This is a genomic window from Aeromonas sp. 1HA1 (assembly GCF_029237385.1).
Taxonomy (GTDB): Bacteria; Pseudomonadota; Gammaproteobacteria; order Enterobacterales; family Aeromonadaceae; genus Aeromonas; species Aeromonas popoffii.
Window position 1 is genome coordinate 1 of record NZ_JAACGC010000011.1, and the last position, 26,687, is coordinate 26,687.

General features: G+C 61.1%; 20 protein-coding genes and 1 pseudogene. 13 read left to right on the forward strand and 8 right to left on the reverse strand.

What is annotated here, in order from left to right; all coding sequences use genetic code 11:
• Positions 1–310 (forward strand): transposase (locus GWQ22_RS05720; protein ID WP_275929714.1); only part of this gene is annotated, 310 nt, incomplete at its 5' end.
• A 12-nt stretch (positions 311–322) separates the two neighbouring features.
• Here the strand turns inward: GWQ22_RS05720 and GWQ22_RS05725 are convergent.
• The 4 genes and pseudogenes from GWQ22_RS05725 to GWQ22_RS05740 all read right to left on the reverse strand — a co-directional run.
• Positions 323–1,039 carry an amino acid ABC transporter ATP-binding protein gene (locus GWQ22_RS05725; protein WP_275929715.1) on the reverse strand — a complete coding sequence of 239 codons (717 nt, stop codon included), beginning with the start codon at positions 1,037–1,039 and terminating at the stop codon, positions 323–325.
• Positions 1,036–1,698: an amino acid ABC transporter permease gene (locus GWQ22_RS05730; RefSeq protein ID WP_275929716.1), complete on the reverse strand. Its 663-nt coding sequence runs from the start codon at positions 1,696–1,698 to the stop codon at positions 1,036–1,038. The genes GWQ22_RS05725 and GWQ22_RS05730 overlap by 4 nt, the downstream gene beginning before the upstream one ends.
• A 92-nt stretch (positions 1,699–1,790) precedes the next feature.
• Positions 1,791–2,456: an amino acid ABC transporter permease gene (locus GWQ22_RS05735; RefSeq protein WP_275929717.1), complete on the reverse strand. Its 666-nt coding sequence runs from the start codon at positions 2,454–2,456 to the stop codon at positions 1,791–1,793.
• Positions 2,453–2,662 (reverse strand): annotated as a pseudogene (locus tag GWQ22_RS05740) (threonine synthase); the annotation flags it as partial. The pseudogene GWQ22_RS05740 and the gene GWQ22_RS05735, both read right to left, overlap by 4 nt.
• Positions 2,663–2,942: 280 nt before the next feature.
• On the opposite strand from GWQ22_RS05740, the gene GWQ22_RS05745 reads away from it, so the two are divergent.
• The 3 genes from GWQ22_RS05745 to GWQ22_RS05755 all read left to right on the forward strand — a co-directional run bounded on the left by GWQ22_RS05745 (position 2,943) and on the right by GWQ22_RS05755 (position 8,315).
• Positions 2,943–5,090: a prolyl oligopeptidase family serine peptidase gene (locus GWQ22_RS05745; protein WP_275929718.1), complete on the forward strand. Its 2,148-nt coding sequence runs from the start codon at positions 2,943–2,945 to the stop codon at positions 5,088–5,090.
• A 193-nt stretch (positions 5,091–5,283) separates the two neighbouring features.
• Positions 5,284–7,437 carry an AsmA family protein gene (locus GWQ22_RS05750; protein WP_275929719.1) on the forward strand — a complete coding sequence of 718 codons (2,154 nt, stop codon included), beginning with the start codon at positions 5,284–5,286 and terminating at the stop codon, positions 7,435–7,437.
• A gap of 143 nt (positions 7,438–7,580) precedes the next feature.
• Entirely contained in the window at positions 7,581–8,315 is a 735-nt protein-coding gene (locus GWQ22_RS05755) for an SDR family oxidoreductase (RefSeq protein WP_275929720.1), read from the forward strand.
• Positions 8,316–8,371: 56 nt separating this feature from the next.
• On the opposite strand, the gene GWQ22_RS05760 is transcribed toward GWQ22_RS05755, so the two are convergent.
• From GWQ22_RS05760 to GWQ22_RS05775, 4 genes are all read right to left on the reverse strand, one after another.
• Positions 8,372–9,466, reverse strand: coding sequence for a type I restriction endonuclease (locus tag GWQ22_RS05760; RefSeq protein WP_108536852.1), 1,095 nt, complete (start codon positions 9,464–9,466; stop codon positions 8,372–8,374).
• Positions 9,467–9,730: 264 nt separating this feature from the next.
• Positions 9,731–12,628 (reverse strand): bifunctional [glutamate--ammonia ligase]-adenylyl-L-tyrosine phosphorylase/[glutamate--ammonia-ligase] adenylyltransferase, encoded by a 2,898-nt coding sequence (gene glnE, locus GWQ22_RS05765; RefSeq protein ID WP_275929721.1) that lies wholly within the window; start codon positions 12,626–12,628, stop codon positions 9,731–9,733.
• Positions 12,629–12,818: 190 nt separating this feature from the next.
• Positions 12,819–13,265 (reverse strand): GNAT family N-acetyltransferase, encoded by a 447-nt coding sequence (locus GWQ22_RS05770; RefSeq protein ID WP_275929722.1) that lies wholly within the window; start codon positions 13,263–13,265, stop codon positions 12,819–12,821.
• A 166-nt stretch (positions 13,266–13,431) separates the two neighbouring features.
• On the reverse strand, positions 13,432–14,682 hold the full coding sequence (locus GWQ22_RS05775; RefSeq protein ID WP_275929723.1) for a methyl-accepting chemotaxis protein: 1,251 nt from the start codon (positions 14,680–14,682) through the stop codon (positions 13,432–13,434).
• Between the two features lie 33 nt (positions 14,683–14,715).
• Here GWQ22_RS05775 and GWQ22_RS05780 point away from each other — a divergent pair, with 33 nt between their 5' ends.
• From GWQ22_RS05780 to fbaA, 9 genes are all read left to right on the forward strand, one after another.
• Entirely contained in the window at positions 14,716–15,537 is an 822-nt protein-coding gene (locus tag GWQ22_RS05780; protein ID WP_084204524.1) for a potassium channel family protein, read from the forward strand.
• 154 nt (positions 15,538–15,691) lie between these two features.
• Positions 15,692–16,297 (forward strand): TIGR04211 family SH3 domain-containing protein, encoded by a 606-nt coding sequence (locus tag GWQ22_RS05785; RefSeq protein WP_212513564.1) that lies wholly within the window; start codon positions 15,692–15,694, stop codon positions 16,295–16,297.
• Between the two features lie 331 nt (positions 16,298–16,628).
• A complete protein-coding gene (gene putA, locus GWQ22_RS05790) occupies positions 16,629–19,793 on the forward strand; it encodes a bifunctional proline dehydrogenase/L-glutamate gamma-semialdehyde dehydrogenase PutA (protein ID WP_275929724.1) in 3,165 nt (1,054 codons plus the stop codon).
• Between the two features lie 207 nt (positions 19,794–20,000).
• The gene (gene nudC / locus GWQ22_RS05795) at positions 20,001–20,780 is read left to right on the forward strand and encodes an NAD(+) diphosphatase (RefSeq protein WP_275929725.1); all 780 of its coding nucleotides are present in this window, start codon (positions 20,001–20,003) and stop codon (positions 20,778–20,780) included.
• 145 nt (positions 20,781–20,925) lie between these two features.
• Positions 20,926–21,993, forward strand: a complete 1,068-nt coding sequence (gene hemE / locus GWQ22_RS05800) for a uroporphyrinogen decarboxylase (RefSeq protein WP_275929726.1) — start codon at positions 20,926–20,928, stop codon at positions 21,991–21,993.
• A gap of 204 nt (positions 21,994–22,197) precedes the next feature.
• The gene (locus GWQ22_RS05805; RefSeq protein ID WP_275929727.1) at positions 22,198–23,127 is read left to right on the forward strand and encodes an ROK family protein; all 930 of its coding nucleotides are present in this window, start codon (positions 22,198–22,200) and stop codon (positions 23,125–23,127) included.
• Positions 23,128–23,173: 46 nt separating this feature from the next.
• Positions 23,174–24,184: an erythrose-4-phosphate dehydrogenase gene (gene epd / locus GWQ22_RS05810; protein WP_275929728.1), complete on the forward strand. Its 1,011-nt coding sequence runs from the start codon at positions 23,174–23,176 to the stop codon at positions 24,182–24,184.
• 62 nt (positions 24,185–24,246) lie between these two features.
• Entirely contained in the window at positions 24,247–25,410 is a 1,164-nt protein-coding gene (locus GWQ22_RS05815) for a phosphoglycerate kinase (protein ID WP_275929729.1), read from the forward strand.
• 116 nt (positions 25,411–25,526) lie between these two features.
• Complete coding sequence (fbaA, locus tag GWQ22_RS05820) at positions 25,527–26,606, forward strand: class II fructose-bisphosphate aldolase (protein ID WP_275929730.1); 1,080 nt, start codon at positions 25,527–25,529, stop codon at positions 26,604–26,606.
• Positions 26,607–26,687 lie beyond the last annotated feature (81 nt).

The window sequence follows — 26,687 nt, forward strand, 5'->3', positions numbered from 1 at the left end:
GGATAGCCAGTACCCGCAGATAACGCGCTCCTGGCAGAGTAACTGGGTTAATCTGATCACGCTGTTCGATTATCCCCCCGCCATCCGGAAGGTGATTTACACCACCAATGCGATCGAGTCACTGAACAGCGTGCTGCGTAAAGCGACCAAGCAAAGGAAGCTGTTCCCGACCGACGACTCGGCGCTCAAAGTGGCGTTTCTCGCGATACAGCAGGCCGCCAAGAAATGGACCATGCCGATCCAGAATTGGAAGCTTGCCCTAAATCGTTTTATTATCGAGTTCGGTGATCGCCTGAACGGTCACCTGTAATGGAGTGGGCAGTTACACAGAATTATTTACAGGCTCGCTCCTGGGATTGTCAAAGAATTGATGGGGCGCGGCCTGCTCCAGAATGTGGCCGCCATCCATGAAGACGATGCGATCCGCCACCGCCCGGGCGAAGGCCAGCTCGTGGGTGACGATGAGCAGGGTCATGCCGCTACCGGCGAGATCGCGGATCACTTCCAGCACCTCCTGCACCATCTCCGGGTCGAGGGCGGCAGTTACCTCGTCAAACAGCATCACCTGCGGGTTCATGCACAGCGCCCGCACGATGGCGATGCGCTGCTGCTGGCCACCGGAGAGCTGGCGCGGATAGTCATGGCGCCGCTCCCACAGACCGATGCGGGTCAGCAGCTGCTCGGCTTGCAGCAGCGCCTCTGCCCGCTCCCGCTTTTGCACCTGCAAGGGGCCAAGCAGCACGTTTTCCAGCACCGTCAGGTTGGGGAAGAGGTGATAGCTCTGGAACACCATGCCGATACGCTGGCGCACTCGTTGCCAGTCAGTTGCGCCATCCAGCAGCGCACCATCGAAGCGGATCTCACCCCCCTGAATGGGCTCGAGCCCGTTCAGGGTGCGCAACAAGGTGCTCTTGCCACAGCCGCTCGGCCCCAGGATGACGATCACCTCCCCGGCGCGCACGCTGAGGCTGACCCGATCCAGTACCAGATTTGGGCCGAATTGTTTGCTGACGAGCTTAAGTTCAAGCAGAGGTGTCATACCGCATTACCCCATTTTTGCTCCAGCCGGCGCGAGGCGAGCGAGAGCGGATAGCAGACCAGAAAAAAGAACAGAAACAGCAGACCGTAGATAAGTACCGAGGCGTAGGTGCGCTCGATGATCTGCTGGCCCACCTTGATCACCTCCACCACCCCGATCAGCACCGCCAGCGAACTGGTCTTGATGATGCGGGTGTAGATGTTGATGGTCGGCGGCGTCAGCCGTTGCAACGCCTGAGGCAGCAACACATGGCGATAGAGCTGCCAGGTCGAGAGCCCGAGCGCCAGCCCGGCCTCTTGCTGACCACGGGCCAGCGACCGCAGACCACCGCGCACTACTTCCCCCACCTCGCTGGCGCCCCAGAGGGCGAGCACCAGCACGGCGCACCAGAAAGCCGGGATATCGAGGCCGAAAAAGATCGGCAACCCGAAGAAAAAGAGATAGAGCCATACCAGCACCGGCACCACCCGAAACAGCTCGAGATAGCAGCGCAGCAGCCCTCGAACCAACCGACCGCCCTGTTGTGCCAGTACGCCGTAAGCGACACCGCCGAGGGTGGCAAACAGGATGGCGAGCAGCGAGATGGCGAGGGTCTGGCCCGCGCCCACCGCCAGCAGTGGCAACGCCTGCGTCAGCTGTTCAGAGATTGAACTGGCCATATTGATCCCTCCTTTCCTGCGTCTTGGTGACGAGAGACGGTGGCAGCTGGAAGATAAGTGCCCACATCGGGATCCTCGCCTGCATCAGCGATTCAGTGACCGAACTGACCATGTTGCAGCCTCCTTTCAACGACTCGCAGAGCGAGGGAGAGCGGCAGAAAAATCAGCACGCACATCAGGGTCAGCACCGCCAGCATCTCGTAGGTCTTGTAGTAGAGGGCGATGTAATTCTTGGTGGTGTAGAGCAGCTCTGGCACCGCCACCGCCGAAGCCACCGTCGTCTCTTTGAGCAAAAAGATGAAGTTGGCAAACAGCGCGGGCAGACTGGCGAGCCAGGCCTGGGGCAACTGCACATGGCGCAGCAGTTGCCAGCGGGAGAGGCCGATGGCCCGGCCAGCCTCCAGCTGACTGGCGGGCACAGCCTGAATGCCTGCACGCAGCGCCTCGGTCAGATAACCACCGCCGAGGAAGGTCATGGCGATCACCGCCGTGGCGAAACCTGACAACGACAGCCCCAGCGCTGGCAGCCCGAAGTAGAGAAAAAACAGCTGGATCAGCAGTGGCGTGTTGCGGGCCAGCTCCACATACGCGCGGATGAGTGCCGTGAGCGACGGCTTGTGCAGGTTCAGCATGATCACATTGAGCAACGCCACTGTGAGCGAGCTGAGGATCACTATGGTGCCGAGCTGCAGGGTGACCCAGACCGCCTTGCCGAATGCGGGCAGTGTGGTGAGGATGAACGCCCAGTCGAAAGTCATGCCGGTATCCTCCCGTGACGGCGCAGCCGTTGGGGCAACACAGTGATGGTGTCCGGGTACTTGATGCCGGCCCCCGTGTTGAGCATCACCACCCGCTCACCCTCCCGGATCCAGCCCGCTTCACGCAACTGGCAGGCAGCGGCGAAGGCGGCCGCTCCTTCCGGGAAGACGAAGCTGCCCTCCTGAGAGGCGAGCTGGCGGATCTCGCCCGTCTTGCTGCAACGCAGATGTGATAGGTAGCTGTAGGGCATGCGTTATCCTGAATGAGTCGTCTGAGTCAGTTGCTTATTCCATCTTGTGGCCAAAGTGCCTGATAACAAACAACATAAAGTGGCAAACTTAAGCGAAAAAATTCATATGACTCCGCTCACCCATGCCAGTGTCGGTTCGCAGGGGGTATTCGCCAGCCAAGCCTCTAGGGGGTTGGGCCATCCGGCACTCTTTGTTACCCTGCCTGTTTCACCGACACCGCAGGGAGCCGCATCGATGCGAGCCATTGTCAGCCTGCTGGCCCTGTCACTGCTGAGTGCCTGCAGCGGCCAGTCAACCAAAGAGGATGCCATGTCAGGGAAAGCGCGCCTTCACTACCCCGTCACCCGCCAGAGCGAGCAGGTGGACCACTACTTCGGTCAGGCCGTGGCCGACCCCTACCGCTGGCTGGAGGATGATCGCAGCCCGGAGACCGAGGCCTGGGTCAGGGCCCAGAACCGGATGACTCAGGATTATCTGGCACAGCTCCCGTTTCGCGATGCCATCAAGGGCAAGCTGGCCGCCTCCTGGAATTACGCCAAGGAGGGGGCGCCGTTTCGCGAGGGGCGTTATCACTACTTCTTCAAGAACGACGGTCTGCAAAACCAGCATGTCTTGTGGCGCCAGCTGGCGGGCAAGCCGGCCGAGGTGTTCCTCGATCCCAACCTGCTCAGCCCCGATGGCACCACGGCACTGGATCAGCTGAGCTTCTCCCGTGACGGCAAGACGCTTGCCTACTCCCTGTCGCTGGCCGGTAGCGACTGGCGCGAGATCCACCTGATGGACGTGGAGAGCAAGCAGCCACTGGAGGTGCCGCTCAGGGACGTGAAGTTCAGCGGCATCAGCTGGCTTGGCAACGAGGGTTTCTTCTACTCGAGCTACGACAAGCCGGATGGCAGTGAGCTGTCGGCCAAGACCGATCAGCACAAGCTCTACTTCCACCGACTCGGCACGGCGCAGGAAGATGATCGGCTGGTGTTTGGCGCCATCCCGGCCCAGCAGCATCGTTACGTGGGGGCGACCGTGACCGAGGATGATCGCTACCTGCTCATCTCGGCGGCGAACTCTACCTCGGGCAACCGCCTCTATGTGAAGGACCTGACCCAGGAGGGGGCTCCACTGCTGACGGTGCAGGGGGATCTGGCTGCAGACGTGAACCTGGTGGACAACCGGGGCAGCACGCTTTACCTGCTGACCAACCGGGATGCCCCCAACCGCCGGCTGGTGACAGTGGATGCGGGCAACCCTGGCCCCGAACATTGGCGCGATCTCATCCCGGAGCGTCAGCAGGTGCTGACGGTGCACAGCGGTAGCGGCTACCTGTTCGCCGAATACATGGTGGATGCCACCGCCCGGATCGAGCAGTTCGACCATGACGGCAAGCGGGTGCGCGAGGTGGCGCTGCCGGGGCTTGGCAGCGTGAGCGGTTTCAACGGCAAGCACGATGATCCCGCGCTCTACTTCGGCTTCGAGAACTATGCCCAGCCGCCCACCCTCTACAAGTTCGAGCCCAACAGCGGGGCAATCAGCCTCTATCGCGCCTCGGCTGCCCCCTTCAAACCTGAGGATTACGTCTCCGAGCAGCGTTTCTACCTGAGCAAGGATGGCACCCGGGTGCCGCTCATCATCAGCTATCGCAAGGGGCTCAAGCTCGATGGCAGCAATCCGACCATCCTCTACGGCTATGGCGGCTTCAACGTGAGCCTGACCCCGAGCTTCAGCGTCTCGGTCGCCAACTGGCTGGATTTGGGGGGCGTCTATGCGGTGGCCAACCTGCGTGGCGGTGGCGAGTACGGCCAGGCTTGGCACCTGGCGGGCACCCAGATGAACAAGCAGAATGTGTTCGACGACTTCATCGCCGCTGCCGAGTACCTCAAGGCCGAGGGTTACACCCGCACGGACCGGCTGGCTATCAGAGGCGGATCCAACGGCGGCCTGCTGGTGGGGGCCGTCATGACCCAGCGCCCGGATTTGATGCGGGTCGCCCTGCCTGCTGTGGGGGTGCTCGACATGCTGCGCTATCACACTTTTACCGCCGGGGCGGGCTGGGCCTACGACTATGGCACCAGTGCCGATAGCGAGGCCATGTTCGACTATCTGAAGAACTACTCGCCGCTGCACAATATCCGGGCCGGGGTCAGCTACCCCTCGACCATGGTGACCACGGCGGATCACGACGACCGTGTGGTGCCAGCTCACTCCTTCAAGTTTGCTGCCACCCTGCAGGCCTACAACGCGGGGCCCAGCCCCCAGCTCATTCGCATCGAAACCAATGCCGGGCACGGGGCGGGCACGCCGGTGGCCAAGCTGATCGAGCAGAGTGCGGATATCTACGCCTTTACCCTTCATGAGATGGGCTACCGGCAACTGCCGCACCAACCATGACCCAGGCGAGATAGGCTACTGGCAACTGCCTGTCACCCCGCGAGATCAGGGCCCTGCGGGGCCCTTTTCGTTGTCAGCCTCCGGCGGTGCGACCATCCCTGTCTCGCCGCGATCCGGTTTCGGGCGACGGAGGTCATCCGCCGCGCCCCCGGTGGTATAGTCAGTCACAGGATCAGTATTCAAGGAGTCCATCGTGAAGAAGATCATTTACATACTGCTGGGGCTTGCGCTGGCCGCCCTGATATCGATAGTCGCTCTGGTGAGCCTGATTGACCCCAATCAGTTCAAGCCCCAGCTGGTGGATCAGGTGCGCAAGAGCACGGGCCGCGAGCTGGTGATACAAGGGGATATCGGCTGGCGTTTCTGGCCAAGCCTGGGCCTCTCCCTCGAGAAGGTGGCGCTTCGCAACCCGGTCGGTTTTGCCGAGCCGGATCTGGTGCGCTTCGAGCGGGGGCAGGCCTCGGTAGCCGTGCTGCCGCTGCTCTCCCACCGGCTGGAGATTGGCGAGGTGACGCTGAACGGGGCGCACCTCTTCATCCAGACCAAAGCCGATGGCAGCTCCAACCTGAGCGATCTCGTCAAGGCCCCTGAGTCGGTAAAGGGCAGCGAGCCCGCGCCAGGTGGCCAGAGCCAGCCCCCTGCGAGTAATGGCCAGACCTGGCAGATCAGCCTGCAGGGTGTGGTGCTGGAACAGGCCAGTGCCCTGCTGCAGGACGATCGCGACGGCACCATTTCCCGCCTCGAGCAGCTCGATCTCAACCTGGGTCAGCTGGCGGTGGATAAGTGGGTGCCGGTGACCCTGGCCGCCAGGGGGGCACGCGGGGATCTTGCTTTCGATATCAAGGGGCAGGCTAGGCTCAAGCTGGCCCGTGAGGCAACAGCCAGCGAACTCAAGGATCTCAGCCTGAGTGGCAGCCTGAGTGCGCCGACGCAGCGGCTCGATGCTTTCTCCCTCAAGGCTGACCGGATGGCACTGGGGCAGTGGAGCAGCCTCACTTTGAACCTGAGCGGCGTACAGGGGGCTGCGGACAAACCGACCCTGGCCGGCACCCTGGAGGGGACTCTCAAGGCGCGGCTCGATCAGGGACAGCAACTGCTGGAGGTGTCGGATGCGGTACTGGCCGCCAAGCTGCAAGGCTCGGCCCTGCCGCGCCCGCAACTGGATCTCAAGCTGGCTGGCTTTGCCCGCGCCGAGCTCGACAAGCAGACCATCACCCTGAGCAAGCTGGTGCTGGATGTCGACAAGACATTGCTGCGCGGGGAGGGGGTGGTGCGGCTCGGGGCCGTGCCCGGGGTTGAGTTCGACCTCAAGGGGGAGAAGCTGGATCTCGACGCCTGGCTCGGCAAACCGGCAGCGGCCCAGGCCGCAGCGTCGCCCCCTTCGGCGCCCGTGAAGACGGCAGACAAGGGTACATCCCCCGCCAAGGTGGCCCAGGCGCTGTCGGCGCTGGAGCCTGATCTGAGCGCGCTCAAGGCGTTTGATCTGGCCGGTCGGCTGCAACTGGGCAGCCTGCGGCTGAAGGGACTGGACTTGAGCACCGTCGATCTGCAACTGGCGTTGGCGGGTGGTCAGCTCAGCCTCAAGCAGTTCAGCGCCGGCGTGGCCGGTGGTCAGGTAACTGCGAACGGCGTGCTCGATGCCCGTCAGCAACCTGCCCGCTACCAGATACACAAGCGGGTGCAGGGGGTGAATGTGCGCCCGTTGCTGCAAACTCTGGCCCAGAGCGATCTGCTCGAGGGCAAGGGGGAGCTCGAGGTCGAGGTGCAGGGCCGTGGCTTGTCTGAGCAGGCGCTGCGCAGCCAGATGCAGGGCAAGGTAAGCCTCAAGTTGAGCGATGGTGCCCTGCACGGCATCAACCTGGCGGAGATGATCCGCGAGGCGCGGGCTACCCTGACCGGCAAGGGGGTCGAGCAGGTCAAAGAGGCCCGCAAGACCGACTTCAGCGCCTTCACCGCCAGCTTCCTGATTGCCAATGGCGTGGCCCGTACCGACGACATCCAGCTGTTTGCTCCGGCCCTGCGGGTGAAGGGCGAGGGTCAGACAGCCCTGGTGCCGGAAACCCTGGATTTCCTGTTCCTCACCTCCATCGTCGAGAGCAGCAAGGGCCAGGGCGGCAAGGATGTGGATGAGCTCAAAGAGATCACCATACCGGTGCGTATCGGTGGCCACTGGCAGGCTCCCAGCTACCGGCTCGACGTGAAGGCGCTGCTCGGCAACAACAAGCTACTGGAGGAGAAGGCCCGCAAGGAGGCAGAGCGTGGCCTGAAAAAATTGCTGGGGGACAAGGCTGACAGCGAAGGCGTCAGGGGGGTGGCCGATCAACTGCTCAAGGGGTTGTTCAAGTAGTTATCCCCCCCCTTCATTACCATTCAGAGCCCGCCCAGTGCGGGCTCTTTGCTGCAGGCCAGCAAGGTGCCGGAGCGCGGCTTTGCCATCAAAGATGGGGTACTATCCGGGTCAGCCTGAGAGACAGTGAACAAGGAGCGTCCATGAACAAACATGTGCTGATCACGGGTGGCAGCCGGGGGATAGGGGCGGCCACAGCCCGCCATCTGGCGCGGCAGGGTTATCACCTCTGCATCAACTATCGGCGTGACCGGCAAGCTGCCGAGGCGCTGGTGGCGCAGATCCGGGCGCAACATCCGGTCGCCTGCATAGCGGTGCAGGCGGATATCAGTGTCGAGGCCGAGGTGGTGCGCCTGTTTGAGGAGATGGATGCGCGACTCGGGGTGATCACCCATCTGGTCAACAACGCCGGCATCTTGCAGCCCCAGATGAAGGTGATTGAGATGAGCGCCGAGCGCATCAACAAGACCCTGACCACCAATGTGACCGGCTATTTTCTCTGCTGCCGGGAGGCGGTGCGGCGCATGACGGCGGGCGGCGCCATCGTCAATGTCTCCTCGGCCGCCGCTCGCCTGGGCTCGGCGGGTGAATACGTGGACTATGCCGCCTCCAAGGGGGCCATAGACGTGCTGACCAGAGGATTGTCGCTGGAGGTGGCAGCGCAGGGGATCCGGGTCAACGGGGTACGCCCTGGCTTTATCTACACCGAGATGCATGCTGACGGCGGTGAACCCGATCGGGTGGAGAGAGTGAAAAACCAGATCCCGCTGCAGCGGGGTGGTCAACCGGCCGAGGTGGCCGCCGCTATTGCGTGGTTGCTGTCGGACGACGCCTCCTACGTCACCGGCACCTTCATCGACCTTGCCGGGGGGCGATAGGCATCTGGCGCAGACTGGGTTGAAAGGGGCGGAATTAATCCGCCCCCAAACCAAGATTATTCGTAGACGGCAGTGGCAGTCAGTAACTGGTCGGCAAAAGTGAATATTTCATCGATAGAGCAGATGGGATACCGGGTTTCTTTTTTATCGGTGTCAAATAATCCAAGATATTTTTGCTTCGAATTGAAATGTAACCGGCAAAGCGGCTTACGGTTATTATCGTCGAGCAGGATGCCAAAATAGCTCTGGGTGTCTCTTGCCGCGATTCTGGTTACATCAAATTGTTGTCTCAGAATCGCCTTGACGACATTAAAGCCTTCCATCTCTTCAATTGTTGTATCGACCTTTGATTTCTCCTCACAACCTCCTTCGGTATTATTGTTGTCACTTGATAGATCACTATCCAATGCCGGTTGGATAGCTGAGGCGCTGACACTGCTACCAATCGCAGATTTCAATCTGGCATTGATACTGTCATTCAGAAATTGGCTAAGCGCCTTCTTGGTGATATCGGTAAAGGACTGTTTGACTTTTGCGGTCAGTACACCGTCATAGATTCTGGATGCAAAAAACTTAACAAAGTCTTCTTCCGGTGAGCCAAATTGTTCGGCTAGCAGTCTTTTTATCTGGCTTAGGTATTTTAGTTCGCCAGCGGCATCGACTACAGATTCAACATCGAAAGAGGTTTTGGTTAGTTTCAATACCTCAGGCACAATGTGTTCATCAATGTCTTCCAGATCGAGCGTTAAAAATGGTTTTTCATCCATTTTGTTTGGCGCATCAAGGTCTGTATAGAACTCATATTGTGCCCCATTGGTCAGAATGCCGATTCGAGCATTAGTAACTGAAAAATAACGAAAGAGTTGGCCTGAGTGCTTAGCAGAGAGTTTTTCACTGTATTTCTTGCACTCGACCAGGATTTGCACTTGACCATCTTTGAGAATGGCGTAGTCAACCTTTTCCCCTTTTTTGATGCCTGTATCTGCGGTGAATTCCGGGATCACCTCCGTAGGATCAAACACATCATAACCGAGTACACGGTTGAGAAATGGCATAACAAACGCGTTTTTAGTTGCTTCTTCGGTTGTGATCATCGATGACTGTTGAGCAATCTTTTTGGCGAGACTCTGTAGCTGCTCTGAAAAATCCATTTTTGCCTCTCTGCGTTGGGACTGGAATTGTTGAGTCGATATTCACCTATCATATCTGGCCAAAATCAGGTGAGGTCATAGACACAGCTTATCTCTGCGTATATTCAGCAAAGTGCCATACGATTCCAAGGCTGGTGTGCCTGAAACAGGATCTAGCTCACCGCTATTGAGTGTTATGTGAAGAAAAAATGAGCTTATAGCAGGCATTTATATTAGAAGGGGCGCCCAAGCGCCCCTTTCTCGTTGATCCGGCGGTGTTGTATCTCACTCCCCCAGCAGCAGTTGCCAGACCGCCAGCACATGGCCCCGTTCGGTCAGTAACTGGTCGTCGCTCACCTTGCGGGAGATCTCCGAGAGGTTGAGGCGATGGCCGAGGTTGCGGATCTCCAGATAGGCCTGCTTCAGCCCCTCCGCCTGCTCCAGGGTCAGCACCCCCGCCATGACACACTCATCGAAGATACGCACGTTATCGGACCAGCGGGTGAGGGCGTCGGGTTCGCTGCAGGCGTGGGCCAGCACCAGATACTGGGCGATAAACTCGATATCCACCATGCCGCCGGGGGACTGCTTGAGGTCGAACTCGCCAGCCCCCGCCTTGAGCAGGTGATCCCGCATCTTGTGGCGCATCTCGCGCACCTCGCGGGCCAGGGTCGGCAGCTCCCGCGCTTTGGCCAGCACATCGCGGCGGATGCGGGCAAACTCGGCAACGATGGTGTCATCGCCATAGATGGGGCGGGCCCGCACCAGCGCCTGATGCTCCCAGGTCCAGGCCTCGTTTTGCTGATACTGCTCATAGGCCGAAAGCGACGAGACCAGCAGGCCGGAGTCGCCGGAGGGGCGCAGCCGCATGTCGATCTCGTAGAGGATCCCGGACGGGGTGCGGGTGCTGAACAGATGCAGGATCCGCTGGGCGAGGCGCAGGTAGAACTGGCGGCTGTCGATGGGTTTACGGCCATCGGTATAGCTGTTGGGATCGCCGCCGTGCAGGAACACCAGATCGAGATCCGAGCCGTAGCCCAGCTCAATGCCGCCCAGCTTGCCATAGGCCACCACCGCAAAGCCGCGCTGGCCGCTTAACGCCACCTCGGGCGGCACCCCGTAGCGTTCGCTCATCTGGGCCCACGCCTGATTGACCACCTCTTCGGTGATCGCCTCCGCCAGCCAGGTGAGGTGGTCGCTCACCTTCATCAGCGGCAGGGCGCCGGCGATGTCGGCTGCCACGATGCGCAGCAGTTGCACCTGCTTGAACTGGCGCAGCGCCTCCATCTGCTGCTCCACATCCTCCTCGGGGATGCGCAGCAGGAACTGGCGCAGTTGGGGCTTGTACTGATCGAGCGGGGTGGGGTGGTAGAGGTGCTGGGGATCGAGCAGCTCGTCCAGCAAAATCGGGTAGCGTGCCAGCTGCTCGCTCACCAGATGGCTGGCATCACACAGCCGTACCAGCTGGCGCAGGGCACCCGGGTTTTCCGCCAGCAGCTGCAGATAGGCGCTGCGGGTGAAGATGCGGGTCAGCAGCGCGCACACCCGCTCGAACAGGCGGGCGGGTTGCTCACTGGCCACCACCAGTCGCAGCAGCTCCGGCATCAGCCAGTCCAGCGCGATGCGCCCCTGCGGCCCGATCTGACGGCGCTTGTACTCCTCCTTGAAGCGCAGCAGGGCGGCGCAGAGCTGGGCGGGCTCGGCCACCCCCTGCGCGGTCAGCAGTTTTTCCAGCTCGGCGGCATCGAGCTCGGTGCGCCACAGATCGAGCCAGAGCTGCTCCAGATGGGCGGGGGCCTCTTTCTCTTCCCCCACCACGGCGGCGAACTCCTGATGGACGGCCGCCATCTCCTCATCGAGATGAGTCATAAAAGCGTCCCAGTCGGTAAAGTTGAGGGCGGCGATCAGCCGCTGGCGATCCCGCTCCTCGGTGGGCAGAGTCTGGGTCTGCTGATCGCCAATCTCCTGCAGGATGTTCTCCACCCGGCGCAGGAAGCGATAGGCATCCAGCAAGCGGTCGCAATGGGCGGATTCGAGGGCGCCGCACCGGGCGATGGCGGCCAGTGCCTGGGGCAGGTGGCGCACCCGCAGCGCAGGCTCACGACCGCCGCGAATAAGTTGCAGCGCCTGGGCGATAAACTCCACTTCACGGATGCCACCGGCCCCCAGTTTGATGTTGCCCTCCAGCCCCTTGCGGCGCACCTCGGCGGCGATCATCGCCTTCATCTGGCGCAGGCCGTCGATGACGCCAAAGTCGATGTAGCGGCGAAACACGAAGGGGCGCAGCATCTCGGCCAGCTCGACCGCGTGTTCACACTGGGGCCCCAGCACCCGCGCCTTGACCATGGCGTAGCGTTCCCAGTTGCGGCCGTGGTGCTGGTAGTAATCCTCCATGGCGGCAAACGAGATGGCGAGCGGCCCCGCATCGCCAAAAGGGCGTAAGCGCATATCGACCCGGAACACCTGGCCATCCTGGGTGGGCTGGTGCAGGGCGTTGATTAGCCGCTGGCCCAGCTTGATGAAGAAGGGCTGGTTAGCCAGCTCGCGCCGCCCGCCGACCGTGTAGCCGTTCTCGGGGAAGGTGAAGATAAGGTCGATATCCGAGGAAAAATTCAGCTCGCCCCCGCCCAGCTTGCCCATGCCGAGAATGAGCAGCGGCTGCGGGTTGCCGTTGCCATCCATCGGGGTACCCAGCTCGCTGCACTGTTTGGCGTAGAGCCAGTCGCGGGCGGAGCAGATGAGGGCATCCGCCAGCTTGGTGAGGTGGATAAAGCTCTCTTCCACCGCGGCGTGGCCCAGCAGCTCGCGCCAGGCGATCACCAGCATGCGGCTGCGACGGAACTGGCGCAGGATGCGCTTGAGCGCCTCTTCATCACTCACCTCGGCGAGCAGGGCGGTCAGATCGCGCTGGTAGGCGGGCCAGCGTTCAGCCCGCTCCAGATCCCCGGAGGCGAGCAGCTGTGTCAGCAACTCCGGCTGTTTGAAGAGGGAATCGGCGACAAAATCGGAGAGGCCCAGCAGGGTCAGCAAGGTCTGGCGAACCGGCTCGGGCAGGTCGCCATAGTCGGGGGCCAGCTCGACCAGCCGCTGCCACTGGCGCTCGGCCTGTTCTTGCAGCAAGGGCGGGAAAGAGGTGATAGATGCGGAGATTGATGCTGGGAGAGAAGCAAAATGCTGGGCCACGGTTGCCGTCCTTGTGGTTAACGGGTCTGCAGGGTGAATGAAAATGCTGGCAGCCAATCTAGCACTGTCGAGCGGCTCGGCACAGTGCGATGGGCGAGCTGATCGCAGGTACCCTCACCATGCATTGTCTCACCCCTGCACCACAGCGCAGGGGTGTACGGCATGAACCGGCGAGCGCTGCGATCCCTGCTCAGGAGCGTTGATAGATCTCGGGATCGTACTTTTCCATCAGGCTGGCCGGTTTGCGCGGCGGCACGAAGCCAAAACCGGCATAGAGGCCGTGAGCATCCGACGTAGCCAGGCTGAGGCGCCGCAGCCCCTGCAATTGCGGGTGAGCCAGGATAGCCGCCATCAGCGTCTTGCTGTGGCCCCGGCCACGATGGGCGGGCAGCACGAATAGATCCGCCAGATAGCCGAAGGTGGCCTTGTCGGTGATGACCCGGGCGAAGGCCACCTGCTGACCTGCCACGTAGCCACCGAAACAGAGAGAGTGGTTGATGGCTCTCTGTACCGTCGCCTGTGGAATACCGAGGCACCAATAGGCCTCCCCGGACAAAAATTGGTGGATCAAGGGCACGTCGAGCCGTCCCTTGTCGTCGCTGATCTCCAGTTGGGAGTGATCTTGTGGGTGCTGCATCCAGGCTCCTTGCCGTGACATGAATAAGAAAGGCCCCTCGCGGGGCCTTCCAGTTTACTCAAATCGCGGTCGCAGGCCAGTTTGAAAGCCTGGATGATGAGTACTGTCGAGGGTCTGGCGGTGATGAGCCGTTTGCTCCTGTATCCGGTCTGAGAGGTAATGCCCGTCAGGCCAGTTTGAAAGCCTGGATATGGGTATCCAGGGTCTGGCTATGGTGTTCCACCAGCTCGGAGGCTTCCTGCAGCTCCCGCAGGACGACCACGGATCCTTCCACCACCTGCTTGACTTGCTCCAGGTTGCCGCTCATCTCTTCGGCCACCGAGCTCTGCTGCTCGGAGGCGGCGGCGATGTGGCGGTTCATGTCGGCTACCCCCTGTACCCGCAGCACTATGGTGGCGAGCTGATCACCGGCCTGGGTCACCTGCTCCACCCCCTTGTCGGCCTGTTGCACGCTCTTGGCCATCAACTCGGCAGCCTGACGGGCATTGCCCTGCAACTGTTCGATCATCTTCTGGATCTCGACGGTGGCGGCCTGGGCCCGGTTGGCCAGCTCGCGTACCTCTGACGCCACCACGGCAAAGCCGCGACCCGCCTCACCGGCGCGGGCAGCCTCGATGGCGGCATTGAGGGCCAGCAGGTTGGTCTGCTCCGAGATGCCGCGAATGGTATCCACGACGGATCCAATCTGTTCGACTCCCTGCTCCACCTCATTGACCACGCTGGCGGAGCGCTGGATGTTGCCGGAGAGGGTATCTATGGTGCTGACGGTAGCCGCCACGCAGCGGCTGCCCTCTTCGGCCAGCAGGCTGGTGTCGGCGGTGGCGTGGGAGGCTTGCTCCGCATGGGCGGCCACCTCGCGAATGGCGCCCACCATCTGGCTCATGGCGCTGGCCAGCTGTTCTATCTGGGTGAACTCCTCGCTGATGGCCTCGTTGGCCTCTTCCATGCAAAGGGTGACCTGGGAGGCGATGTCGTTGAGCTCCTTGCAAGCGACGCGCTGGGTGCCGAATACCTGCTTGAGGTTTTCCTGCGAGTGGGCCACCGCCTTGGCGATGTCGCCGAACTCGTCGCGGGACTTGAGCAGCACCTTGTGGCTCAGATCCTTGCGGGCGAAGCGTTCCAGCAGGCCCACCAGGTAGTGCACCTGCTTGACCATGAGACGGGAGCCGGTTAGCAGCAGCACCACGAAGATGACCCCCATCACGGCGGTTTCCACCACCCCGGTCCAGAGCAGGCGATCGGCAATGGCATTGGCCTTGTCGGCATCTATGCCCTCGCTCAGCAGGGTGGTTTCCAGAATGCTGGCGTCAAACCAGAGCTTGATGAGCAACAACACAGTACTGAACACCATGAGCAGTACCACTTTGGGTATCAGCCGGATGTTGCTCATTCTTTTCTCCAGCAGGTTCAACTGCATTGCCATTCTCCTTTTTAAAAGCCGTTTTTTCCTTTGCCCTCAGGACTATCGGCATTATCTTCTCTTTTATTCATTTGTACTGTGCCTAAAGTCGGAAAATGTATGCGACATCACTTAACTCACCTGCGCGCCATGGATCTGCTGATGGCGTTTCTGTCGGTGATCTCCGTTGCGCTGGTCTGCGCCCGCTGGTGGGGCTACTCGGAGTGGCCCTCCCAGACACTGCAGCTCTTCTATGACGTCGACAGTCTGATCTGCTATTTCTTCCTCGCCCACTTCGCTTATGGCTGGGTACGAGCCAGCGACAAGATGGCCTTTTTCAAGGCGAACTGGTTCTATCTGCCGGGCAGTCTGCCCATGGTGGAACAGCTACGCTGGGCGCGCTTGATCCAGCTGTGGCGGGTCTATCAGCTGTTGCGCAAGCAGCCGGATCTGCTCGGCATGTTCCGCCGCGAACGCAACGAGACCACCCTCTCGGGGATCTTGTTTCTGTTTTTCCTGCTGCTGGGGATGGGGTCGGGCGTCATATATCTGATCGAATCGGGTCAGCCCGGCAGCCTGATACAGACCCCTTACGACGCCTTTTGGTGGACCCTGGTGACACTCTCTACCGTGGGTTACGGCGATCTGGTGCCCAAGACGGAGCAGGGACGCTTCGTCGCCAGTCTGCTGATCCTGTTCGGGGTCGGTCTGTTCGGTGCCATCAGTGGCTTCATGGCCAGCCTGTTTCTGCAGCCGGGACGGAGGGATGACGAACTGGAGAAGTGGCGGCATCACCAGAGTGCCCAGCATGAGCTGCTGCTGCAGGAGCTGCGCGCCTTGTCCGCCGAGGTGAAGGCGCTGAAACAGAAGTAGCCTCCGGCGTCTGGAATGGTCGCATGGGGGAGGGGACAAGTTGCGAGCCAGCTCTCAGCTCGGGGGAGGGGCGTTTTTCTTTGCTTGTCCTTTGACCCGCAGGCGGCTTAACATTCGGCCAGTTATCTAACCAAATGAAGAGAATCGATCGACCATGCGCGCCCTTCTCGGGATCCTGATCTGCTTATGTGCCCAACAGGCACTGGCCGATACCCGTTATGTCTCAGACAACATCTCTACCTTTATCCACAACGGTCCGGGTACCCAGTACCGGATCCTCGGCAGCGTCAAGGCGGGTGAACCGCTCGAAGTCAAGGCGGTGAACAACGAGGCTGGTTTTACCCAGGTGGTGGACGGTCGTGGCCGCGATGGCTGGATCAAAAACAGCGAGCTGCAGAGCGAGATCAGCCTGCGCGAGCGCCTGCCCCAGGTTCAGAAAGAGCTGGAAGAGCTCAAGGCTCGCCTGCAAAACCTCAACGGTGACAATGAGCAGCGCTTCACCGAGAAGGATGGTCAGATCGCCGAGCAGAGCAAGGAGATCGCCAGCCTGAAGACCCAGCTCGCCAGCCAGAGCGAGGAGATGGGGAATCTAAAGGAGCAGAACGACGCCCTGACCCAGAGCTATGACAACCAGGAGCACGACATGCAGATGGACTGGTTCATCCGCGGTGGTGCCATGGTGGGGGGCGGCATATTGCTTGGCATACTGCTCCCCATGCTGCCCCGTCGTCGCAGTCGTGGCGAACGCTGGATGAACTGATTTGCATGCTGCTACCCAGGTTCTGCCCTGTCGTGGCAGCCGTGGTGAAGCAGGACAAACGGACCGTTTCTGTCGGTCGGATGAAGAAGGGTCGCAATAGCGACCTTCTTTTTTGCCCTGCATAAAATTGTATACAAAATAAGGCAGTGAAATTACCCGCCTCGCCAACCCCTCGGCTTTAATGTGCGCCAATTGAGCCAATTAGCGATATTTGTTAATGTCAGGCAACAATTTCATTTCATCTATCGGTTGATATTGTATACATTGTCGGCGTTTCGGCGGCACGGCCGCCTTCGTCGACATAGCCTGCGGGCGTACAGGAAGACCCCATATGTTCAAAGCCACTCAAGTTCTTGCTGCTGACTACCTTCCCTCCGATCTGGCCGCCCTGCGCGAAGCCATTACCCAGAATTATGTGGTGGATGAGAATGCCTATCTGGCGGAGCTCTCTGCCATGTTGCCGGGGGATGGTGCCTCGCTGGAGCGGGTGACCCAGCGCGCCCGTACCCTGGTGACCAAGGTACGCAAGGAGAGTGGATCGGGCGATGGCATCGACGCCTTCCTGCAAGAGTACAGCCTGGATACGCAGGAGGGGATCATACTGATGTGTCTGGCCGAGGCATTGTTGCGCATTCCCGATGCCGAGACCGCCGACGCCCTGATCAAGGACAAGCTCTCCGGCGCCAACTGGTCCTCCCATTTTCGCAAGAGCGACTCCACTCTGGTCAACGCTTCCACCTGGGGCCTGATGTTGACCGGCAAGATCATCAAGCTCGACAAGAAGCTGGACGGCAATCCGGCCAACATGCTGGGCCGCATGGTCAACAAGCTGGGTGAGCCTGTGGTGCGCTCCGCCATGTATGCCGCCATGAAGATCATGGGCAAGCAGTTCGTGCTGGGGCGTGACATGAAGGAGGCCCTGAAGGCGAGCCGCAAGTCCCGGGAGAAGGGTTACACCCACACCTATGACATGCTGGGGGAATCCGCCCTGACCCTGGCCGATGCGGACAAGTATTTCGGCGACTACCAGCGCGCCATCGAGGCGGTCGGCAATGAGCGCATCAGCGACGGCGGCCCGGCCCCGTCCATCTCCATCAAGCTGTCGGCGCTGCATCCGCGCTATGACGTGGCGAACCGCGAGCGGGTGCTCGGCGAGATGAGCGAGCGACTGGTGGGGCTGGTGCGTCTGGCCCGTGACAAGGACGTGGCCATCAGCATCGATGCCGAGGAGATGGACCGCCTCGAGCTGTCGCTCGATCTCTTCGAGCAGCTCTACCGCTCCGAGGCCAACCGCGGCTGGGGCAAGCTCGGCATGGTGGTGCAGGCTTACTCCAAGCGCGCCCTGCCGGTGCTCTGCTGGTTGACGGGGCTGGCCCGCGAGCAGGGGGATCTGATCCCGGTGCGGCTGGTGAAAGGGGCCTACTGGGACAGCGAGCTGAAATATGCCCAGCAGGCCGGTCTGCCCGGTTACCCGCTGTTTACCCGCAAGGCGGGTACCGACATCTCCTATCTCGCCTGTGCCCGCTACCTGCTGAGCGAGCCGACCCGCGGCTTCATCTCCCCCCAGTTTGCTACCCACAACGCCAATACCGTGGTCAGCATTCTGGAGATGGCTGGCGATCGCCAGTTTGAATTCCAGCGCCTGCACGGCATGGGGGAGGAGCTGCACAACGCCGTGCTCAGCGAATGTCCCGGCCTGCACTGCCGCATCTATGCGCCGGTCGGCGCCCACAAGGATCTGCTGCCCTACCTGGTGCGCCGCCTGCTGGAGAACGGGGCCAACACCTCCTTCGTCCACAAGTTGGTGGATCCCAACACCCCGGTAGACAGCCTGGCCGAGCACCCGCTGCGCACCCTGAAGCGCTATGGCAGCCTGGCCAATGACCGCATTCCGCAGCCGGTGAACCTGTTCACGGACCGTAAAAACTCCAGCGGCGTGAACATGAACATCGTCGCCATCCAGCGTCCCTTCTTCGCCAGGTTGAAAGAGCTGGAGAGCAAGCAGTGGCTGGCGGGTCCCATCGTCGATGGGGAGACCCTCAAGCGCAGCGAGGCCCGCACAGTGCTGAGCCCGCAGGACGTGAGCCTGACGGTCGGCAAGATCCACTGGGCCGACGAGCAGGCGGTGGAGCAGGCGCTGGCCTCCGCTCATGCTGCCTTCCCGCGCTGGCGCGAGACCCCGGTGAGCGAGCGCGCCGCCGCGCTGGAGACGCTGGCAGATCTGCTGGAAGCGAACCGCGAGCAGTTCATCTCCTTGTGTACCCGCGAGGCGGGCAAGCTGCTGCAGGACGGTATCGACGAGGTACGCGAGGCGGTGGATTTCTGCCGCTACTACGCGGTGCAGGCCCGTGGCCTGATGGGGCAGGCGACCCTGCTGCCCGGTTACACGGGTGAGCAGAACGAGCTGTTCTTGCAGGGCCGTGGCGTCTTTGTCTGCATCAGACCGTGGAACTTCCCGCTGGCCATCTTCCTTGGTCAAATCGCTGCGGCGCTGGCCACCGGCAATACCGTTATCGCCAAACCGGCGGAGCAGACCGGCCTTATCGCCCATCTGGCGGTGACCCTGGCCCATCAGGCCGGTATTCCGGGTGACGTGCTGCAACTGCTGCCGGGTGATGGCGCTAGCGTGGGGGCCAAGCTGACGGCGGATGCCCGCATCGGTGGCGTCTGTTTCACCGGCTCCACCGAGACCGCCAAGCTCATCAACATGACGCTGGCCCAACGTGATGGCGCCATCCTGCCGCTCATCGCCGAGACGGGCGGTCAGAACGCCATGATAGTCGACTCCACCGCCCTGCCGGAGCAGGTGGTGCGCGACGTGGTGAGCGCCGCCTTCCAGAGCGCCGGGCAGCGTTGCTCCGCCCTGCGGGTGCTCTACCTGCAGGAGGAAATCGCGCCGCGGGTGCTGGAGATCCTGACCGGTGCCCTGCAGGAGCTCAAAGTCGGCAATCCGGCCGAGCACAATACCGACGTCGGCCCGGTCATCGACGCTGACGCCAAGGCCGGGCTGGACGCGCATCTGGGGCACATGATCCCGCGCGCCCGCTTGATCGCTCAGGCACCCATGCCGACCGTCACCCTGGCGGGTCACTTCGTGCAGCCGACGGCGCTGGAAATCGGCTCCATCAGCGAGCTGGTGAAGGAGCAGTTCGGCCCTATCCTGCACGTGGTGCGCTACGCCGCCAAGGATCTGGACAAGGTGATCGCAGATATCAACGGCACCGGCTACGGCCTGACGTTGGGGATCCACAGCCGTAACGAATCCTATGCCGAGGAGCTGGCCCGCCGCATCAACGTGGGCAACGTCTACATCAACCGCAACCAGATCGGCGCCATGGTCGGGGTGCAGCCGTTCGGCGGGCAAGGGCTCTCCGGTACCGGTCCCAAGGCGGGTGGCCCCCACTACCTTGGCCGCTTCGTGACCGAAAAGACCCGCACCATCAACACCACGGCGGTGGGCGGCAACGCTTCCCTGCTGGCAATGGGCGATGCCTGATCGGCATTGGGAGCCACACCTTGAGGCCGCCTGCGGGCGGCCTTTCTATTGGTCGTCTCTTGCCCCCGGGGCTGCCATCTTGGGGTCGCCAGCGGGCCCAAGCGGTCGTAATATGGTCGCGACTCGTCACTTTTCACCGGGCCGCGTCCGGTGCATCATGCCGTGCAAGCCATTCTCATCTGACATCGCAACAAGAGTGTTCATCTGATGCCATTAACTGAACAGGCCCGCTGGTTCGTGCTGGGGGGCGATCACCTCGTCCTGCTGGATGAACAGGGGCGCATTCCACAAGGCCCTCGCGCCAGCCTGCCCGCTCATCTGCAACGCGCCACCTTTGAGCATTTTGATGAGTGGGGCGGTTTGCCCTGCTATCTGCTGGCGCTGGGTGCTGAGGCCGACACCAGTCGGCTCATGCCGCTGCGCCAACTGATGGTGGCCGGCGATGAAGAGGGCTTTCGTCTTGGGGGCCGAGCCTGGCAGCTGGCCACCTTCCGCCGCAGCCATCGCTTCTGCGGCGAGTGCGGTGCCCCCATGGCGCCCAAGAGCGGGGAGTGGGCGCAGATGTGCCAGCATGGTCACGTCGTCTACCCGCGCATCTCCCCCTGCATCATAGTGGCGGTGCGCAAGGGGCCAGCGATCCTGCTGGCGGCCCATCGCCGTCACTATCAGGCGGATGACCCCATGTATACCGTGCTGGCCGGCTTCGTGGAGGCGGGTGAGAACCTGGAGCAGTGTGTGGCGCGGGAGGTGTTTGAGGAGAGTGGCATCCGGGTGCACAACGTGCGCTACGTGGCGAGCCAGCCCTGGCCCTTCCCCCACAACCTGATGATGGGCTTCACCGCCGACTATGAGAGCGGCGAGATCCGGGTGCAGGATGAGGAGTTGGTGGCCGCCGATTTCTTTGAGGCAGACCGGCTGCCACGGCTGCCCCCGCACGGCACCATAGCGCGGCGGCTCATCGAGCAGAGTCTGAGCGAAGTGCACTGACGGCGATAAAAAACAGGGCGCTTGTTTGCGCCCCTTCACATCTTTGCACTTGAAGCGCCATGGCGGGCGTTTGGGCCGCCCCGCGTCACGCACAAAGTGGTATCATATCCGCCATTTTATGCGTGATATGAACTCAGGAACTGGGATGAAAGAGCTGAAGAACGATCGATACCTGCGTGCCCTGCTGCGCCAGGAAGTGGACATGACCCCGGTATGGATGATGCGCCAGGCTGGCCGTTATCTGCCGGAATACAAGGCGACCCGCGCCGTCGCGGGGGACTTCATGTCCCTGTGCCGCAACGCCGAACTGGCCTGTGAAGTCACCCTGCAGCCGCTGCGCCGCTATCCGCTCGATGCCGCCATTCTCTTCTCCGACATCCTGACCGTGCCCGATGCCATGGGGCTGGGTCTCTACTTCGAACACGGCGAAGGCCCGCGCTTCGAGCGTCCCATCAAATCCATGGCCGATGTGCAGGCGCTGCCCATTCCGGATCCGGAAGACGAGCTGGGTTACGTGATGAATGCGGTGCGCACCATACGCCGCGAGCTGAAGGGCGAGGTGCCGCTCATCGGCTTCTCCGGCAGTCCCTGGACCCTGGCCACCTACATGGTGGAGGGGGGCAGCTCCAAGGCCTTCACCAAGATCAAGCAGATGATGTACGCCGAGCCGCAGACACTGCACTTGCTGCTGGACAAGCTGGCCGACAGCGTCATCGCCTATCTCAATGCCCAGATCAAGGCGGGTGCACAGTCGGTCATGGTGTTCGACACCTGGGGCGGCGTGCTGACGCCACGGGATTACCGCGATTTCTCCCTGCAGTACATGCACAAGATCGTCGATGGCCTGATCCGTGAAAATGAGGGGCGCCGCGTGCCGGTGACCCTGTTCACCAAGAACGGCGGCCAGTGGCTGGAGCAGATCGCCGCCACCGGTTGCGATGCGCTGGGGCTGGACTGGACCATAGACATAGCAGACGCCAAGCGCCGGGTCGGTGACAAGGTGGCACTGCAGGGCAACATGGATCCTTCCATGCTCTACGCCGCGCCAGCGCGTATCCGTGAAGAGGTTGCCACCATACTGGCGGGCTTTGGCAGCGGCAACGGCCACGTCTTCAACCTGGGTCACGGCATCCATCAGGACGTGGATCCGGAGCACGCAGGCGTGTTCGTCAATGCGGTGCACGAGCTGTCGGCTCAGTACCACGGTCGCTGAGACCGGTAAAAAGCACAATGAGAACGGGGCCTGCGGGCCCCGTTTTGTTATCCGGCCTGCCGTGGTTTGGGGCTGCATCCCGGCCCCGGCTCGGGTTACACTGCGCCACACTCGCGGGTAAATGAAGAGCAAGATGAGCGGTCGCAGGTGAGGCGGACAGCTAGCGTCCTCGCGGCAGCATCCTTGGTCATGGCAGGAGGCAAGATGAGCAAGAAATCACTGGATTGGGGCATAGATCTCGGTGGTACCAAGTGTGAATGCGTGGTGCTGGATGGCGACGAGGTGCTGCTGCGCCACCGCATCCCCACCGAGCGCCAGGGCGGCTATCAGCACATGATCGGCCAGATCGCCAAACTGGTGGACGAGTGCGCCACCAAGCTGGGTCAGCGGCCGACCGTGCTGGGCATGGGCACCCCGGGGGCGCGGGATCCCCAGACCGGCCTGATGAAGAACTGCAACACCACAGAGCTCAACGGCAAGCCGTTCAAGGAAGATCTGGAGCTTAAACTGGGTATGCCTGTGCTGATTGCCAACGACGCCAACTGCTTCGCCCTGGCGGAGACCCATCTCGGGGCAGTGCGCCAGCACCATCCCTCTGCACGCGTGGTGTTCGGCATCATCATGGGCACCGGGGTCGGTTCCGGCATCGTCATCAATGGCCAGATCCTCAATGGCCACCACGGCATCGCCGGTGAGTGGGGCCACAATGTGCTCTCCCCCGATGGGCCCGAGTGCTATTGCGGCAAGCGCGGCTGCGTCGAGTCCTTCATCAGCGGCCCCGCGCTGGAGGCCTGGTATCAGGCCAAGGCCAAGCGTCATCTGTCGCTGGCCCAGATTGCGGCGGCCAGCGCCCACGATCATGTGGCCAGGCTTACCCTCGACCGACTGCACCTGCTGTTTGGTCAGGCGCTGGCCAACGTGGTCAACATTCTGGATCCGGATGTCATCGTCATCGGCGGCGGGGTCGGCAACGTGCAGAGCCTTTACAGCGCCGGGCGGCAGACAATTTTGCCCTTCCTCTTTAATCCCCGCTTCGCCACCCCCATTATTGCTCCAGCTCTGGGGGATAGCGCCGGGGTATTCGGGGCTGCCCTGCTGGCTCGTGGCGTATTCCAGGATGCCCTGCTGTCGTGAGCCATCCATCGGCCCTCTTTGCCGTCGCTAAGGACACACTTTTTCCATGATCAAGATTGCCATCAATGGTTACGGGCGGATTGGCCGCAACGTGTTGCGAGCCCTCTATGAAAGCGGGCGCGACAAGACCATCAAGATCGTTGCCATCAACGAACTGGCGGCGCCCGAAGCCATGGTGCACCTCACCCGTTTCGATACCAGCCACGGCCGCTTCCGGTATCCAGTGCAGCTGGCTGGCAGCAGCATGCTGGTGGGGGAGGATCTCATCCCCCTGTTTGCCGAGCGGGATCCGGCCAGCCTGCCGTGGCGGGCGTTGGGGGTGGATGTGGTACTGGACTGCACCGGGGTATTTGGCTCGCGGGCCGATGCCAAACGCCATCTGGCGGCGGGGGCGGGCAAGGTGCTTTTCTCCCATCCGGCTGATGCGGATGTGGATGCGACCATCGTCTACGGGGTGAACCATCAGGTGCTGACGGGGCGGGAGCGGATCGTCTCCAACGCCTCCTGTACCACCAACTGCGTGGTGCCCGTCATAGAAACATTGCATCGAGAGTTCGAGATAAATTGTGGTACTATTACGACAATTCATTCGGCCATGCATGATCAGCAAGTCATCGATGCCTACCACAGTGACTTGCGTCGAACCCGTGCTGCCAGCCAGTCCATCATCCCGGTGGACACCAAGCTGGCAAAGGGGTTGGAGCGAATCCTCCCCCACTTCGCCGGCAAGTTCGAGGCGATCGCGGTACGGGTGCCGACCATCAACGTAACGGCAATGGATCTCAGTATTACTGTTCGTAAAAAAGTGACGGTTACTGACGTAAATCAAGCTCTGCAACGGGCATCCAGAGGTACATTAAGCGGTATTCTGGATTACACGGAAGAGCCATTGGTCTCCGTAGACTTTAATCATGATGCGCACTCCTGCATCATTGATGGTACCCAGACCCGGGTGAGCGATGCCAACCTCGTCAAGATGTTGATGTGGTGCGATAACGAATGGGGCTTCGCCAACCGTATGCTGGATACCACCCGGGCCATGATGGCCGCAGGCTGAGAGCCTGCACCGGGCACAAGGTTACTGTTTTTAACATTACCTGAAAATATAGAGGACTGAATATGTCTGTTATCAAGATGACCGACCTGGATCTGGCGGGTAAACGCGTGCTGATCCGTGCTGACCTGAACGTGCCGGTAAAAGACGGCAAGGTCACTTCCGACGCACGTATCGTGGCGACGCTGCCGACCATCAAGCTGGCTCTGGAAAAGGGCGCCAAGCTGATGATCACCTCCCACCTGGGTCGTCCGACCGAGGGTGAATACAACGAAGAGTTCTCCCTGGCTCCGGTAGTCAACTATCTGAAAGACGCACTGTCCTGCCCGGTCCGCCTGGCCAAGGATTACCTGGATGGCGTAGACGTCGCTGCCGGTGAGCTGGTTGTGCTGGAAAACTGCCGTTTCAACAAAGGCGAGAAGAAGAACACCGAAGAGCTGGCCAAAAAATACGCCTCCCTGTGTGACGTCTTTGTAATGGATGCATTCGGTACTGCTCACCGCGCCGAAGGTTCTACCTACGGTGTGGCTCAATTTGCCCCGATCGCCTGTGCTGGTCCGCTGCTGGCCGGTGAGCTGGAAGCCTTGGGCAAAGCCATGCTCAAGCCCGAGCGCCCGATGGTTGCCATCGTGGGCGGCTCCAAGGTCTCCACCAAGCTGACCGTGCTGGAGTCCCTCTCCAAGATCGCAGACCAGCTGGTGGTCGGTGGTGGCATCGCCAACACCTTCATCGCTGCTGCCGGTCACAACGTCGGCAAGTCCCTGTGTGAACACGACCTGCTCGACACCGCCAAGAAACTGGCCGCCGAGACCAACATTCCGGTCACCACCGACGTGGTCGTGGGTACCGAGTTCTCCGAGTCTACTCCGGCCACCATCAAGTCCGTCTCCGACGTGACCGACGGCGACATGATCTTCGACATCGGCCCTGACTCTGCCAAGGCCCTGGCCGACATCATCATGAACGCCAAGACCATTTTGTGGAATGGCCCGGTTGGCGTGTTCGAGTTCGATCAGTTCTCCGCAGGCACCAAGGTGATTGCCGAGGCCATCGCTGCTTCTCCGGCTTTCTCTATCGCTGGCGGTGGTGACACCCTGGCCGCCATCGACAAGTTTGGCATCGCCGACAAAGTCTCCTACATCTCCACTGGCGGCGGCGCCTTCCTGGAGTTTGTAGAAGGCAAGGTACTGCCGGCTGTTGCGATGCTTGAACAGCGCGCCAAAGCCTAATTGACCCGAGACGGGGGGCAAAAGCCTCCCGTTTCGTTTATCATGTGGCCGCTGTGCCGGTTCATGATGAACCCCCCATTTTTTATTAACGGCATACGAGAACAGGACGATTAAACATGTCTAAGAAAATTTTCGACTTCGTAAAACCCGGCGTGATCACTGGTGATGACGTTCAGAAAGTATTCGCCATCGCCAAAGAGAACGGCTTCGCTCTGCCGGCCGTCAACTGCGTTGGTACCGACTCCGTTAACGCCGTGCTGGAAGCTGCTGCCAAGGTCAAGGCGCCGGTTATCGTTCAGTTCTCCAACGGTGGTGCCGTATTCACCGCCGGCAAGGGTCTGAAGATGGAAGGTCATAAGGCTGCCATCATCGGTGCCATCTCCGGTGCCAAGCACGTTCACGCCGTTGCCGAAGCCTATGGCATTCCGGTTATCCTGCACTCCGACCACGCTGCCAAGAAGCTGCTGCCGTGGATCGACGGTCTGCTGGAAGCGGGCGAGAAGCACTTTGCTGAAACCGGCAAGCCGCTGTTCTCCTCCCACATGCTGGATCTGTCCGAAGAGTCTCTGGAAGAGAACATCGACATCTGCTGCGAGTACCTGACCCGCATGGCCAAGATGAACATGACTCTGGAGCTGGAACTGGGTTGCACCGGTGGCGAAGAAGATGGCGTGGACAACAGCCACCTGGATCAATCTTCCCTGTACACCCAGCCGGAAGATGTTGCTTACGCTTACGAGCGTCTGTCCAAGATCAGCCCGCGTTTCACCATCGCTGCCTCCTTCGGTAACGTACACGGTGTATACAAGCCGGGTAACGTCAAGCTGACCCCGTCCATCCTGGACGCTTCCCAGAAGCACGTTTCCGAGAAGTTTGGTCTGCCTGCCAAGTCTCTGGACTTCGTATTCCACGGTGGTTCAGGTTCCACTCTGGAAGAGATCCGCGAGTCCATCTCCTACGGCGTCGTGAAGATGAACATCGACACCGACACCCAGTGGGCAACCTGGGAAGGCGTGCTGAAGTTCTACCAGAAGAACGAAGCTTACCTGCAAGGCCAGCTGGGCAACCCGGAAGGCGCTGACAAGCCTAACAAGAAGTTCTACGATCCGCGCGTATGGCTGCGTGAAGGTCAGACTGCCATGATCGCTCGTCTGGAGAAAGCCTTCTCCGACCTGAACGCCATTAACGTACTGTAATTCGTTACCGTATCTTGATTGCTTGCAAAGGCGCCCCTCGGGGCGCCTTTCGTGTTTGTAAGGGCCCTGATTGCAGCAGAT

What these genes read in the sequence shown, in the direction of transcription:
- GWQ22_RS05725 (WP_275929715.1), bottom strand. Translation starts at nt 1,039, where the DNA reads ATGACACCTCTGCTTGAACTTAAGCTCGTCAGCAAACAATTCGGCCCA.
- GWQ22_RS05775 (WP_275929723.1), bottom strand. Translation starts at nt 14,682, where the DNA reads ATGCAGTTGAACCTGCTGGAGAAAAGAATGAGCAACATCCGGCTGATA.
- GWQ22_RS05785 (WP_212513564.1), top strand. Translation starts at nt 15,692, where the DNA reads ATGCGCGCCCTTCTCGGGATCCTGATCTGCTTATGTGCCCAACAGGCA.
- GWQ22_RS05760 (WP_108536852.1), bottom strand. Translation starts at nt 9,466, where the DNA reads ATGGATTTTTCAGAGCAGCTACAGAGTCTCGCCAAAAAGATTGCTCAA.
- GWQ22_RS05745 (WP_275929718.1), top strand. Translation starts at nt 2,943, where the DNA reads ATGCGAGCCATTGTCAGCCTGCTGGCCCTGTCACTGCTGAGTGCCTGC.
- GWQ22_RS05815 (WP_275929729.1), top strand. Translation starts at nt 24,247, where the DNA reads ATGTCTGTTATCAAGATGACCGACCTGGATCTGGCGGGTAAACGCGTG.
- fbaA (WP_275929730.1), top strand. Translation starts at nt 25,527, where the DNA reads ATGTCTAAGAAAATTTTCGACTTCGTAAAACCCGGCGTGATCACTGGT.
- GWQ22_RS05735 (WP_275929717.1), bottom strand. Translation starts at nt 2,456, where the DNA reads ATGACTTTCGACTGGGCGTTCATCCTCACCACACTGCCCGCATTCGGC.
- GWQ22_RS05805 (WP_275929727.1), top strand. Translation starts at nt 22,198, where the DNA reads ATGAGCAAGAAATCACTGGATTGGGGCATAGATCTCGGTGGTACCAAG.
- GWQ22_RS05755 (WP_275929720.1), top strand. Translation starts at nt 7,581, where the DNA reads ATGAACAAACATGTGCTGATCACGGGTGGCAGCCGGGGGATAGGGGCG.
- epd (WP_275929728.1), top strand. Translation starts at nt 23,174, where the DNA reads ATGATCAAGATTGCCATCAATGGTTACGGGCGGATTGGCCGCAACGTG.
- putA (WP_275929724.1), top strand. Translation starts at nt 16,629, where the DNA reads ATGTTCAAAGCCACTCAAGTTCTTGCTGCTGACTACCTTCCCTCCGAT.
- GWQ22_RS05770 (WP_275929722.1), bottom strand. Translation starts at nt 13,265, where the DNA reads ATGCAGCACCCACAAGATCACTCCCAACTGGAGATCAGCGACGACAAG.
- hemE (WP_275929726.1), top strand. Translation starts at nt 20,926, where the DNA reads ATGAAAGAGCTGAAGAACGATCGATACCTGCGTGCCCTGCTGCGCCAG.
- GWQ22_RS05730 (WP_275929716.1), bottom strand. Translation starts at nt 1,698, where the DNA reads ATGGCCAGTTCAATCTCTGAACAGCTGACGCAGGCGTTGCCACTGCTG.
- nudC (WP_275929725.1), top strand. Translation starts at nt 20,001, where the DNA reads ATGCCATTAACTGAACAGGCCCGCTGGTTCGTGCTGGGGGGCGATCAC.